Raw genomic sequence first — 14,583 nt, forward strand, 5'->3', positions numbered from 1 at the left:
TTGCTTATATGCTGACAAAGGTATTTCACTATTTTTTGTTATGTTATTGAGGCTAAATTTTTACTGTTTTTTTATTGATGTCATATTCACGTAATTTATTAGCAATGGCTGTGTGACTTAAACCTAATTTCTTCGCTAACTGTCTTGTGCTTGGATAAGCAGGGTATAGCTTACGCAATAGATCAGCTTCAAACCCTTTTACTGCAGCATCAAGTGTCCCTTCAAATTCTTGTTCTAAATAACCATGTTCACGTGTATATGCTGGCAACTGAAGGTGACTTATTTCGATTTCATCACCTTCTAGCAATGAGGTTGCTCGGGTTAACACATTTTCTAACTGCCTCACATTACCTGGCCATGGATAATGTTCAATAAAATCTCGACATTCTGGCGTTAATTTTAAATTTACTCGACCAATACGCTGCCCAGCATGAGCAATAAAAAACTCGGTCAATGGTAAAATATCACTTCTTCGTTCACGTAGTGGTGGAATATTTAAACCAAAAACATTTAAACGATAATAAAGATCTTCTCTAAATTCTCCAAGCGATACTAAATGAAGCAGATCTTTGTTGGTAGAACTAATAATACGAACATTGACGGTAACCTCTTGTTCTGAATTGACCCTTCTGAAACTACCATTTTGAATAACACGTAATAACTTACTTTGTAGCTTGGTTGACATTTCTCCCACTTCATCAAGAAAAACACTTCCATTATCAGCAAGCTCAAAAATTCCACGTTTGCCCTGAACTTGATCTTTTTCACCAACACCAAATAATTCAGACTCAGCGACATCATCCGGTAAAGCAGCACAATTTAAAGTCATAAAAGGTTGATCAGCACGCTCACTCGCAGCATGGCATGCTCTTGCTAATAACTCTTTACCTGTACCTGTTTCACCAATGATAAGAATAGAAGAATCAAGTAAAGACATGCGCTTAGCTTCTCTAATCACTTTTCTCATACTCGTGCTTCTAGCTTGTATTCCTGAAAAGGTATTTTCGCTCGGCTGTTTAAATGCATTAATCTGCTGACCTAAACGAGCTTCTGACTTTAATATTAATACTGCCCCAGCTAAAATCTGCTTGTTGTGTTCAGTATCGTCCTCGCTAGCAACATTAATTGGCATTATATCTGCCACGAAGTCCTCACCTTGAAATTTCAAACGGCAAGTTTGTGCTAACACATCGTCACTGTCTAACCAGCGAGTAAAGTTAAAACCTTTCAGCCATTGACTTACATGCTGACCTTTAACACTTTCATCATTATCACAACCCATAATAGTAGCTGCAATATTGTTTACTATACGAATGTTGCCTTTAACATCTAAGGAAATAAAAGGATCAGGAAAAGTTTTGATGAGTGTTACTAATTCATTCCTTTCACGCTCTGATGGCATATAAGGTGCTGTTCGTACGTCCCCTACTCCTTCTAGTAAACGCAATTGCGGCATAAATTTTTGTAAATCTGAAAAGTCTAAATCAGGTATATTGATAAAGATTCTGCCTGGCTGCTTTAATTCAATACCTCGCACATTAATTCCATGTTCAACAAAAATCCCTAATACTTTTTGCCCCATACCAACACGGTCATGGCACGTAATTTCCAAGCGCATTTATACAACCTTTTCAAATACAAAAAACTTATTGTAAACTATTTTTTACAATATAAAAGCCTTAATAATAGATATTATTAAGGCTTTTATATATCACAAGGCTCCACTTTATATCAAAGAGGAATAATATTTGGAATTTAAGATATGAAAAATAAATTTAATCTGATAATAATTGATCAGTTTTTGCTGCACAAATAAAATCATTCTTATGCAAACCACCAATAGCATGTGTCCACCAAGTTACTTTCACTTTACCCCACTCAAGTAAAATAGCAGGATGGTGAAATTCAGATTCAGCTAATTCACTCACCTTATTAGCAAATGCCCACGCCAATTTATAGTTTTTAAACTTGTATTCACGCTCTAACATCATCACCTTATTATGCACTTGAGGTACCCAATCAGGAATTTGCTTTAATAAGCTCTTCAATTCATCGTCACTAACTTGAGGTGCGCTACTGTGACATGCTTCGCATTGCTGTATTGATAATTCATTACTCATTTTATATTCCTTAATTGTTTACTATTATTTAACTATTTTGAAACCATATTTGTTAGCTAGACGCAAACTATCAATTAACTAGCTAATTAATAGTTACTTAACTGACCAATATATACTAAGCGACTTCTTTAGGTAGGAATTTAGCTTCGAATAAACCAAGTGATTTAGCTTCTTCAATTAACTGCAAAATTTCATCGACATCCAATTCTCTAATGCGATCTAAATCACTTACGCTATTTAGCATAAAATAAACTGGCTGCATAATATCAATACGATATGGTGTTCTTAAAACGTCGAGTACTTTATTCTTACTAAGCGCTCTTCGCTCCACATTTTCATTGGTCAATGCATACTGAGTTTCACTAGGTGAAGATAAAATTCCACCACCATAAATTTTTAAGCCTTGAGATGTACTAAGCAAACCAAACTCAATAGTAAACCAATACAAGCGAGCTAAAAATAGCCGTTGTTCTTTCGTCGCGTTTAACCCCATCTTGCCATAGGCTTGAGTATAATTTGCAAATGATGGATTAGTTAGCAAAGGACAGTGTCCAAATATTTCATGAAAAATATCAGGCTCTTGTATATAGTCTAAATCTTCACTTTTACGAATAAAGGTTGCCACTGGGAATTTTTTTTCTGATAAAAGCTTAAAAAACTCACCAAAACCAATTAACGCTGGAACGGGATAACATTGCCAGCCGGTTGTTTCTAATAACACTTTAGAAACCTCACCTAATTGAGGAATTCTGTCTAATGGTAATTGCAGCTTTTCTAACCCGACCAAATACTCATCACAAGCCTTACCCTTTATATGTACAAGTTGTCGGGTAATTAGTGTGTTCCATATTTTATTTTCTTTTGCAGACCAATGAATCATCCCCTGTTCGTCAGCATCTTTCGAAGTATACCTTGTGGATTTTGTCATTGTTATTACCTTCTTTTCTATACGGGAACCCCTTTAGTTATATTCATCTTAAGGCATGATATTAGAGAAAGGGAAGTGGTATAAACTTAACAAAAAACACCTATCTGTTTAAAATGTAAACTAATTATTACAAATATAATGACTTTAAGTATAAAACAGCCATGAATAGTGGCTATAGATAACTGAAACAGTACTAGTTACAGAGTTTAAGCTAAGTAAAGGATTCGGCGAACGCAAGCCGATAGAGTAACCTTTGGCACCTCAATTAGAATTTCACCTTACTATCCTTCTAACATGGTTAGAATTCACATTAAACAAAAGGTAGGTGGAGTTAGAGAGTCAATGACATTAATTTGACCATGATTAGCTCACGGTTAATGCACTAACACTTACAAATTAAACTTTTTGGCTAATAAGGTTTTTAATCGTCGTCAGCATTTCTTTTCGCACATGCGCAAGTTTAGGCTTGTCTTCGAAAGGAATTGGGCGACATAACTGCATAGTTTTTACACCTAATCGAGCTGTTAGCATACCTGCACCTAGTCCTTGTGCTAAACGCCCTGAAAGTTTTCCAAGCAAATCAGCACCTATCATATCACTGCCAAAATCAGCAATTAATTCACTAGCTCCAGCATAGACCATGTTAATAAACACTTGTTTAATCAACTTGATACGGCTCCAATATCCTAATTTTAAACCATACAAACCTGCGACTTTATTTATCATCCTAAAGTTTCGCCATACAATAATTAACATATCTATAATAGCAACAGGACTAAGAGCAACTAAAACCACAGCTTCAGTTGAAAATCGTGCAATTTCAGCCATCGCTTTCTCATCAACTTTTGATAATACCGACCGTGAATAAAGTTGTAATAGTTCGCTATCTGAATATTGATCATTTAATGCATCCTGCCAAACCTGAGATTTTTCATTATCCGAGATAAGATCGCAAGGGAGACTTTCAGTTATTTTTTGACAAAAGTTTTCTACATTTAACGGCTCTGATGAAGATCCTTTTAAGCTATCACTCCTTAGCAATAGCTGACTTGCTTCTTTCTTTAATACTTCTCTGCGTCTAAATTGCCTTAATTTAGACCACTCACTAAAAACCGTAGAAGACGTAATAATGACTAAACAAGATAAAATAACAGCATAAATACTTGTAATAATAGGCGATTGTTCAAAACCATTAATAAAAAAATCAACCGCCTCCACTCCAATAATGACAGTAAGTAGAGTAAAAACTATGCGCCATAACCAACGAGGGCGGCTTTTGTTATTTTCTAAAGAAAGACTATCTGATGAGCTATTTTTCAGCACTGTCGGCAGTTCACTAACCTCATCGATAGGTAAATAATCTTGATTATCAAAAATGACCTGTGCGCCACTTTCAGTTTCTTTTGCCTCTTGAGAGCTCTGTTGTTCTGATAATTCGCTCTCAGAAAAAAGAATTTGTTGCTGATGATTTTCTTCATCAGTTCTATTATTTATTTGGGTCATATCATTTTATCTGCTAACAAAAATTGTAATACTTGATCCATACGAATATGCGGTAAAGGCTGGTTTTTTTTCAAACCATTCATAGGGAGAAAATTGATAAAGTTAAAAGCACACGCTTGCCAAAATTCTTTTTTTGGTAAATGTTCTGGAACAGAGCCAGGAAATAATGTAATTTTTTCCCTCGTTTTTAGCGTAATTTCGTCATTTAATGAGCTTTGATTAGTGCTGCTATGATCTGTATAGCCTTGAATAACGGAAACCTGCTGTCCTTTATGGAAACTTTTACCTGAAGTGGTACTTTTCACTGATGCTATCGCGAGCGTTTTCATTTCAATAGCTTCAAAATTTAGGTTATGTTTACTTTGAAAAATCAACTCATTAAATAGTGACACCATAGGTGCATGTTGTTCACCCGTTACGTGATCTGCCTTGGTCGCGGCAAAAAGTAACTTATCAATTTTTGGAGAAAATAAACGCGAAAACAAACCTGATTTACCATAACTATAACTTTCTAAAATCATATCAATGGCTAGTTGTAAATCTGCAAAGCCTTCTGCGCCACCATTATTAGAGCATGAGTTTAATGGCGTCAAACAATCAGCTAAAACAATTTGTCGATCAAATCGTAAAAAGTGCTGCCGATAGAATTTTTTAACCACTTCTTCTTTATACTCAATAAATCGGGCTCTTAACATCCCAATAAAACTATTATCACTGGCATTCTGGTAATCATTTCCATCAATATTTGTTAAGTTTGGAAAAGGAAAAAATTCTAAAATAGGTGCTCCAGCTAATTCAGCAGGTAAAATAAATCGTCCTGGTTGAATAACACTAAGCCCTAATTGATAACGAAATGCGTGCAGTAAGTCAGTGTACTCTTTAGATAATTGCGCTAATAACTCCTCATCAGCTTCATCAAACGGATCTATACTAGCAACCTTGGTTAGAAAGCCCTGAGAGAACTCTAGACGCGGTGACGCTGTTAATAAGGCATGCGTTTGTTCAGACCATTGCTCATAAGTTTGTTTGAGCATAGGTAAGTCAAGTAACCACTCACCAGGATAATCAGTTATATCAAGCGTTAATGTCGCCATATCTGCGGCATATTTTAGTAATGATTTCTGAGGCTGATAGCGAATAGCAAGACGCAGTTCACTAATACCATGGGTTGGCTCGGGCCATGTTGGATGCTCATTGGTCAGGGAAGCTATGGCTTTATCATAATCGAAACGTGGAATAGATAAATTTTTTTGCGGCACACGTTTAGCTGCTATAAAATTTCCATTATGTACAGGATCAAAAAAACTCAGTTTACTGCTATTTCCTTCGGTAATTAGCTGATTAACTAACGACGTTATAAAGGCTGTTTTACCACTTCGACTTAAGCCAGTAACCGCTAGGTTGATATGTTGATCAAACGTACGGTTGAGTATTTCACCGGCTTTATTTTTTAATTTATCTAATCTCTTGATAAAGCTTCTCCGCATATGCACGAATAATTTTCTAGGGTAATGGTCAAAGTAGAAACCATAAAAGTAATTTTATCATAATTACTTTTTTTCAAAAACAACAGTTAAATATTTGTATTTTTAGTTGCTTGAATTACCCAGCATAATTTACCTAAATCATGATCAATTGACGTCATATTAAACGAACTGAAGTTATCTTGTATCGAGGTTTGGATTTGATTAACATCAGTCATCGACCAAGCAGCTGCAACTTGATCTTCTAAGCGTTGCCTAAAGAATAGTGTATTGGCTATGATAGTCGCAACACTTTCCCTATTAATATGCTTCCAGTTCATAATGACAGGTACTAACTCTTTGGCTAGTAAGTTGAACCAATCTAATTGTGCTTCGTTATTACAAGCACTCTGCTGCTCTTTAAATAAGTTTAATAAATCCTTATTTTTGCTCTGAAATTGAGTTTGCTGTTCTAATGTTGGATTATTTTTATCTTTAATTGTTTCACATAAGTTTGCAAAATCTTGTAAACCATCTAATAAGCCGTTGTTTGCTGATAATCTATTAATGATATTAATACCAACTTTACAATCGTCGGTAATAAATGATGATTCATGATGAATTAAAGCGATAAAACTGCCATTAGGTTTTAGAATTCGGTTTATTTCTAATACTGCGGCACTTGGTTCGGCATACTCAAAACCAAATTGACTAATAACAGCATCAAACTCTTGGTCTTTAAAAGCTAACTTTTCTGTCGGCATTTCACCATAAAATTTAACACTTTTAAGCGTATTATAAATAGGATCTGAAGGTTTAAACTTGGAAAGAGGATTAATAGCTGCTGCGTCTGAGCCATAAACATTAAAATAAGGATTAAATTTTTTAGCTAAAACAGCAAGTCCGCCATTGCCTGTGGCTACATCTAATATTTTTGCTGAGCTAGAAAATTGTTGAAATTCTTTATGCCAAAAATCTGCTATTTGTCCAACATAGCCTTGCTTGTGTTCTCCTTCTGCAAAACTATTAAGTGACTTTGTTGATGTCCAATAAGTACTCCAATGTTGCATTTTCCCTACCTATTAAAAAAGAAAAGGTGGGTATAATACCCACCTTTATTTTCGTATAACTTTCAGTTAACTAAAAGTTCATGCTAACTTATCTTTAGAAAGTTTGAGATAAACGAACATAAGTAATACGTCCGTATGCATCATAAAGATCAAAGTTATAGTTACGACCGCCGAAGCTGCTTAACTGTGGCTCTTTTTCAAACGCATTTTGCATACCAATAGAGATCTTAGTACCTGTTGATAAGCTATAAGTTGCTTGAAGATCGTGTGTGATCCAAGTAGCAATGTTACCTGTACGCTCAACACCACCACCATCTACTTGTGTTACATCTTCATACTGAGAACCAATCATGTTCATGTTCCATGTTAGGTCAAAGTTATCCCAAGAGTAGCTGTTGCTTAACGTAGCACGTTGTTGTGGTTCACCTGTATCTTTAATAGTGTTACGGCCACCATCAATGATGCTATCGAACTGATGGCTAAACTGTAATGTTTGTCTTAAAGTACCAGCATTACCAAAATCAAATGTAGTATTTAGGTTTAAATCAAGACCACTAATTTCCCATTTACCTTCATTCGCGTAACCTTGAGTAATTAAATCAATACCACCGTTAGCTAAACGTGTTACACCTAAACCAGCAGGAATTGGGTCACCTGTTTGCTCACGAGTAAGAATTGTTTCAGAACCGAAGAAACGGATCATGTTTTCAATTTCAATCTCATAGTAATCAGCAGAGAAGTTTAACCAATCTGTTGGCTGGTAAGCTAAACCTAAAGAGATTTGCTTAGAAGACTCAGAACCCATTTCAGCATTAGCTAAAGTGATTGCACTAACTTGAACATCACAACCTTCAGCTAAACCTAAGTTAAGACATGATGGATCATCTGAAACACTTGGGTTATCAGGAGCCGGTTTAGCAGTAAGAATATCTAGTGTAGGTGCACGGAAACCTTCACCGTATGATGCACGTAATACTAAGTTATCAGTTGCATCATATTTTACAGAAATTTTAGGAGAGAAATCACTACCGTAATCAGAGTAGTTATCATAACGACCAGCGATAGTGAACTCTAAACCTTCCTTAACAGGAAATAAGGCTTCAAAATAAGCACTTTTAAGGTCACGACCACCACCAGCACTATTACCAGCAGAACCACCAACTTGACCAGCTTCAGACAAAGAGTCATAAGTATCAGAGTAATCTTCTTTACGGTATTCAGCACCAACAACAGCTTGTAAAGTACCACCATCCATTTCCATTACATCAAATGCAACAGAGCCGAAAACTTCTTCTTGTTCAAACGTACCGATACGTGATGTAGTAACATTTAAACCAGATAATAATGTAGCGTAATCACTTCTTTCAGCATCAGTAGTAAAACGTGTACCGAACGGGTCATTGATCATATATGCGCCGCTATCAATAGCAACACGAGCATTAGAGCCCATTAAGTAACCACGACCTATTTCATAAGTTTTAGTTTTGTTTTTACGTACACCAAAATCAACAAAAGCTCCACCGATGTTACCTTCAACACCAACTAGAAAGTCAGTTGACCAGTTATCAACTTCACTATCACGGTTACCTAACGCAGCAAAACGATGGCGGAAGCCAACTTCTTGAGGACCCTGACCTGAAGTAGACTCTTGATAAAATGGGCTATCTGGGTTAGTTGGGTTATTTGGGCTATCAGCAGACATAAATGCGCCAACACCGGCATCATTCAATGTTGGAGCGTAACGACCAAACGATTTAGTTTTTGCTATTAATGTATGAGAAAATATTTTCCAATCATCATTAATTTCATATTCAGCTTTCAAGAAACCAGACGTGTTACCTGTTGATGCTTCGTTCGCATTTGTAGCATTGAAGTTATATGCACAAAAATCATCACCAGCCATGAAGAAATCTTGTAAACCATCACATTCTGCAGCAGAAAGAATTGAACTTAATCCACCTGCATCATCTTCACCAAGGTAGCCTCCAGGTCTTACCCAGTTTGCACCAAAGCTTGACGCACCAGGCTCAACCCAGTCATATGCGTTTTCAAAAATAATGTCACGGTTGTTCCAAGAAACACCACCAATTACAGAAGCTTTATCAGTTGAAGCACCAAATACAGCAGAGCCTTCTTCGCGATCACCACCTTCATTTGGTAAACTAACGTCTGAAGCACCTAAACGTAACTCAGCACCAGTAAAGTTTTTTCTAGTGATAATGTTAATAACACCGGCAATAGCATCAGAACCATATACCGCAGAAGCACCATCAGATAATATTTCAATTCTTTCTACCGCTGCCATAGGGATAGAGTTTAAATCTTGTGAATTACCTGTTGATGGAGATTTAGGTAAACGACGACCATCTACTAAGATTAAAGAACGTTCAGAGCCTAAGCCACGTAAGTTAACTTGAGAAATACCTTGCGCAGAACTACCTGATTGTGGACGGAAAGAACCTGCAGAGTTAAAACTAGTATTACGTAATAAATCAGATACTGAAGTTTGGCCTGAGAAATCAATTGCTGCACGGTCAATAACAGTAACAGGGATTGAACCTTCTAAATCGGTACGTTTAATACGAGAACCTGTTACTGAAATTCTTTCTACTTCTTCAGCACCATTTTCTGCTGAAAATGCTGACGTTGAAATTGATGCAGTTGCCGCAGCACCAAACATCATAGCTAGACGAATTGCCTTAGCTAATTTGCTATTGTTATACATGTTTACTCCCTGGATCACATTTGTGATTGGTTTGTTATTTGTTTGTTTTTTATACGTTTCGAGACTATTTTGCCCCGTAAACTTTTTTGAACGAGTCGTATGACCTGATCTGTCGCTTATGATATTAAACGGTATCAGCTCATACCGTCAATACCATTTATAACCATTTGGTAAGGTTTTTCACATTCAGACATATTAAGTAACATAAAAAAAAACAGGAAAAACAGAGAATTCAACAATAAATCACTATAAAACAGTTGCTTAATGGTGTTTGCTTTTATTATTGTTTTAACTGAACCTTTTCATAAAAAGATAAATATTATTTTAAATTTTAAAAATAATATTTATCACCAAGAACAAATAACAACTTAAAAACAACAACTTAAAACAATGCCATTTATTTATACCTAATTAATCAATTCCAAATATTTCCATCCAAAATAAAAAATAACATAATAAAATCAATAACTAAAAATAATAAAATACCCAACTGTAAATATATGATTACAAAAGCCAATTTTTTCTTATTAGCTTTTGTAAGGGTTAGTAATATAAAAGACTTATTTTTATAAAATCATTCCTATTTCAAGTGCTACAATGACAATGAAATTTGCTGCGGCTCTTACATTAGGTTAAATAATGAACTCTATTGAGCGTTTGTCTGTGTTACTAGAAACACTCGAAGCGAAAGCTAAACAAACAGATATACAAAATACACAACGCAAAGCACACCGTTTAATTGAAAATAACAATTTATTTTCATCAACGCTATTTGTTAGTCAAAGTGATCAATTTATTCCATATATAAAAGAAACTAAACGAAAAATATCAGAATTTTCTCGTTTAGTTGCAGCCAATAAAGTAGAGCTTTCAAGGTTAGTGTTACTACAAATCGAACAGCAAATATCTGCTATATCTATTGCATTACAATCAAATGCTGTGATGCACCAGGCTGCCACCTTAAGTTTTGATGCAAACAAAAAAGTTCGTATAAAAAAAGCAAAAGAAAAGCAAGCGAACAAATACAGCGCACTCACTAAAAACATTATGTTAAATAGCCATCAGCTGTATCAAAAATTAAACGAACATCATGAATTTGAACGACGTTTAATGGATATGCTTAGTGAGCGAGAAAATGCGCGGTTACGGTGTAAAAACCATGAAAGCGAAAAAATATCAATGGAAGTACTTGCTTTACATCAACGCCTTGGCCGTTGTCGTCAAGCAATTTCAGCAATTGAACGTGATATAGAGTTTGCTGAAAAACGTTAAAATTTATTACCTTATTTCATACGAATAAGAATGGCATATAAATAAATCTAAGGTTAATATTAGAGACTAATAAATTAATAATAAGAAGGCAACTATGAAAATATCTGATGACATCCATAATTATTATGAAAAATTAGTAATGCAACATTTTACTTTATCTAAGTTTGATGAAAAATATGATGAAGATTTTATTGCAGATCTTACATGCGTTGTATTAAATCAACTACCTACTCGTTATATTCGTCATGAAGTTGATATGGCTTTTTACTTGCCTGCATCTGAGCGCTTTGAAATGGAATCAAAAGTAAAAGTGGCCATAACAAAATCTCTTGAATTTATGAATATGCAACACTCAAATAATGATTAAATTTAAAAATATTAATATAGGGAAGCGAATCTAGGTATTGACGATATACATATGATCCTTTATTAAATTAAAGTTAGCTCAAAGATTTAACGCTCTTATATCTGTAAAATCCCCACTATAACCTAATGTTTAATAACACTTCTAGCTCTGAATTAATTAAAGCATCAACCTAGCCAGTTGTTAATTCTTAGGTTTAAAGGTTTTTTCCCACAAGCTAACTTGATTGCGCCCTAGAGATTTTGATTTAAAGAGTGCTAAATCTGCTTGTTCAATTAATTCTGATGGTGTTTTAGCATTAAATTTAATGGAGGCAACACCAAAACTACAGGTAACAGAAATATTGTTAAAGCTACTAGCCTCAACCTTTTGACGAATATTTTCAGCAATATCCATTGCTTGCTCTTTTGGAGCTCCAGGTAAAACAATACAGAACTCTTCTCCGCCAAAACGTGCAACAATGTCATTTTGACGCACACTATTTTGTAGAATATTAGCGACAGCACTAAGCACAGAATCTCCCGTACTGTGTCCATAACTATCATTTACTTCCTTAAAATGATCGATATCTACCATAAGAATGCAATACTCACTAAGCCTTGTAGTATCGACAAAATCTCTATTCATAAAATCAAATAAAATTCGACGATTATAGCAATTAGTCAGTGGGTCGCGAGCTGCTAAATAATCTAGTTCTTTATTTCGTTTGTTTGAATCGACAAACCTTTTATATATAAATAATACGGCAAGCAAGCAAATAACCAATAACGAAGCTAATGCAACACTGGCATATTTATTTTTAGTAAGCTCTAATTCAGAAATAATTCTTGCTTGCGCAGCTATTTCAATTTCAGTATTTTTCTTAAGTAATTGAAGCTGATCAAGTCTTACTTTTTCCTTTAACGATTTCAGCTCTTCTTCCATTTTATGTGAATACAAATTCGCTTTAGCTAAAACTAATTCTTCTTCCTCTCTTTCATCTTGAATAACTTTAGATAGTGCTATTTCATTTTCAGCATAACCTAATGACTCTGCAATATTCCCTCTTCTCTTTTCTAATTTTCTAAGCTCTCGATAGGCATATAACGTCTGATATTTTGTGTTGATTTTAGTCGACAATTCTAATGATTTTTTTAGTAAACTAACGGCTTCATCACTATTCATATCACTAAGCAGCGCTGCCAATGGTGTTTGCGCTTTAATTTGATATAACTCATTACCTCCTTTAATCGCTTGCGCCAACGATTCTCTATAATACGCTATAGCCTGACTATTCTCTTGCTGTGCTCGATAAATATTGCCGATGATGCGTGCCGAAGTAGAGCCTTTTAGGTAATCATTTTCCTTTTGGTAAATTTTATAAGCTTTTTTCGCCATAACATGAGCAGATTGATACTTTTCGTCATTTAAATCAATCACTGCCAACTCTCTTAATGCTGAAGCAAGCGTTTTTGTCTCAATCTGTTCTTCAGGCAAATCAATAGTAAACTGATAAAACGAACGGGCTTGTCCGAATTGCTTCAATCGAGTGTATATAAGACCCATTTGATTGGATGCTTTTCCCATACTGCTAAAATCTTTAATTTTAGTGAAGTACAGGTAAGCCTCATAAATAGCGGTCAACGACTTTTCATATTGACCAATATTGCGATAAATTATGCCCGCGCCTATCAGCGCTTTGGCACGCCCAGCAGGATCCTCGATTTGCTCATGTATTTCTAAACCACGGACTGAATATTCTAACGCAACAACGTAGTTTTCAAGGTAGCGCTCCGCCTCTGCAAGTGTATTCAACGTACGTGCCATTAATTTTTTATCTTGTAAAGCAGTAAATACATCTAACGCTTTTCTATAAAAAAATGCCGTTTTTTCTCTATTCCTCAGTCGTTTGTACGACTGAGCTAGATTTTTATAGGTTTCGCCAAGATGTCTTTGTACAATTTTATCATCTACTTTAAGATACTTTAGCGCTTGAGAATATTGCTCAATAGCATCGTTATAGTGCTTTTTTTCATAATAACCAGCTCCTTTGGTTATGAGAATAAGCGCTATGGATAAATCTTGTTTGGATTTTTCAGCTAAAGGAAGTAATTCATCAAGTATTTTATTTGCTTCATCATATCGTCTAGCCAAAATAAGCATAGTAGCATAATCAACCGAAGAACTAATTAAGCGCTTATTCTCATTAATTTTTTTGTAAAGAATAGTAGCTTCTAAAAAATGATATAACGACTGTTCAATATCTTTTGAGTCGCGCGCCAGTTCGCCTAATAAATAATGTGAATGTGCACTCAAACGATGATTTTTATTATTTTGCGATAACAAGAGTGCTTCGTTAGCTAATGCCGTGCTTTGCTTTTTATCTTTATATTTAAGTGATTTGGCTTGCTTTAAAAGCGCTAATTCCGGTGAGTTATCAGTATATTTATCAATAGTAGAAATCGATGAGTTTTTTTCTGCTGAGTAAGCTGTATTAGAACAAAAAAGTAGAATACCAACTAAAAATAAACATATTGTGTACTTACAAATTAAACAATAATGTTTTTTAAAAATCATTAAAATATAAAAAGGCTCACTCTGCCAAGTAAAAATAACCGAAGGTAATCGATTTAAAGTAGAGAACAGCATCATATATGATCGCCTAAATCTTACCCGTTAACAGGGCTATCCATAATTATGTTAATCGATAAAGTATATATTGTGTGATGTCGAATTAACACTCTAAAAATAAAAATGCTTATATAAATTTTATTTTTATTCATAAAATTGAACTAATTACGAATATAGTTTCACTACTTATGAATTGTGAATAAGCAACTTCAGTGACTTTTACCACTTAATGATGAGGAGTTGATATTACTTATGAGTTATTTGAAATTGAATTTCTCGATTTAACCTGAATATTTTTGCCTCTTGCTTCATACCTCCTCATTATTTAAACGCATAATACTAACTTACCTGAGCTCAGCTTAAAAAATTTATTTATTGAAACTCAACATTTAAAATACAGCATCAAACAAAATATGGCTAACTTTTCTAAAGGCATCTTTTTTACAACGTGTTCTTAAAGGTTTCCAAGAGGAATTATTTCGATAGTAATAAATACCATTGCGGCAATGGAGATAAGGAATTTTAGTG

At 34.7% G+C, this 14,583-nt stretch carries 10 protein-coding genes; 2 read left to right on the plus strand and 8 right to left on the minus strand.

Annotation, left to right across the window (positions count from 1 at the left end):
* Positions 1 to 52: 52 nt before the first annotated feature.
* The 7 genes from tyrR to KO509_RS10815 form a co-directional block, all read right to left on the minus strand.
* The gene (gene tyrR, locus KO509_RS10785; RefSeq protein WP_215973285.1) at positions 53 to 1,618 is read right to left on the minus strand and encodes a transcriptional regulator TyrR; all 1,566 of its coding nucleotides are present in this window, start codon (positions 1,616 to 1,618) and stop codon (positions 53 to 55) included.
* Between the two features lie 157 nt (positions 1,619 to 1,775).
* Positions 1,776 to 2,120 carry a 4a-hydroxytetrahydrobiopterin dehydratase gene (locus tag KO509_RS10790; RefSeq protein WP_215973286.1) on the minus strand — a complete coding sequence of 115 codons (345 nt, stop codon included), beginning with the start codon at positions 2,118 to 2,120 and terminating at the stop codon, positions 1,776 to 1,778.
* Positions 2,121 to 2,235: 115 nt separating this feature from the next.
* The gene (gene phhA / locus KO509_RS10795; protein WP_215973287.1) at positions 2,236 to 3,048 is read right to left on the minus strand and encodes a phenylalanine 4-monooxygenase; all 813 of its coding nucleotides are present in this window, start codon (positions 3,046 to 3,048) and stop codon (positions 2,236 to 2,238) included.
* Positions 3,049 to 3,444: 396 nt separating this feature from the next.
* Positions 3,445 to 4,551 (minus strand): TIGR01620 family protein, encoded by a 1,107-nt coding sequence (locus KO509_RS10800; RefSeq protein ID WP_215973288.1) that lies wholly within the window; start codon positions 4,549 to 4,551, stop codon positions 3,445 to 3,447.
* Entirely contained in the window at positions 4,548 to 6,038 is a 1,491-nt protein-coding gene (locus tag KO509_RS10805) for a YcjX family protein (protein WP_215973368.1), read from the minus strand. Before KO509_RS10805 ends, KO509_RS10800 begins: the two co-directional genes overlap by 4 nt.
* Positions 6,039 to 6,124: 86 nt before the next feature.
* Positions 6,125 to 7,084, minus strand: coding sequence for a class I SAM-dependent methyltransferase (locus KO509_RS10810; protein WP_215973289.1), 960 nt, complete (start codon positions 7,082 to 7,084; stop codon positions 6,125 to 6,127).
* Positions 7,085 to 7,178: 94 nt separating this feature from the next.
* Positions 7,179 to 9,809 carry a TonB-dependent receptor gene (locus tag KO509_RS10815; RefSeq protein WP_215973290.1) on the minus strand — a complete coding sequence of 877 codons (2,631 nt, stop codon included), beginning with the start codon at positions 9,807 to 9,809 and terminating at the stop codon, positions 7,179 to 7,181.
* 639 nt (positions 9,810 to 10,448) lie between these two features.
* Here KO509_RS10815 and priC point away from each other — a divergent pair.
* Together priC and KO509_RS10825 are read left to right on the plus strand one after the other, a co-directional pair.
* Positions 10,449 to 11,081, plus strand: a complete 633-nt coding sequence (gene priC, locus KO509_RS10820) for a primosomal replication protein PriC (RefSeq protein WP_215973291.1) — start codon at positions 10,449 to 10,451, stop codon at positions 11,079 to 11,081.
* A gap of 94 nt (positions 11,082 to 11,175) precedes the next feature.
* Entirely contained in the window at positions 11,176 to 11,448 is a 273-nt protein-coding gene (locus tag KO509_RS10825) for a late competence development ComFB family protein (protein ID WP_215973292.1), read from the plus strand.
* Between the two features lie 180 nt (positions 11,449 to 11,628).
* Here KO509_RS10825 and KO509_RS10830 read toward each other — a convergent pair whose 3' ends face one another.
* A complete protein-coding gene (locus KO509_RS10830; RefSeq protein WP_252727504.1) occupies positions 11,629 to 14,076 on the minus strand; it encodes a diguanylate cyclase in 2,448 nt (815 codons plus the stop codon).
* Positions 14,077 to 14,583: the final 507 nt, after the last annotated feature.

The organism is Colwellia sp. C2M11 (assembly GCF_018860915.1).
GTDB lineage: Bacteria > Pseudomonadota > Gammaproteobacteria > Enterobacterales > Alteromonadaceae > Colwellia.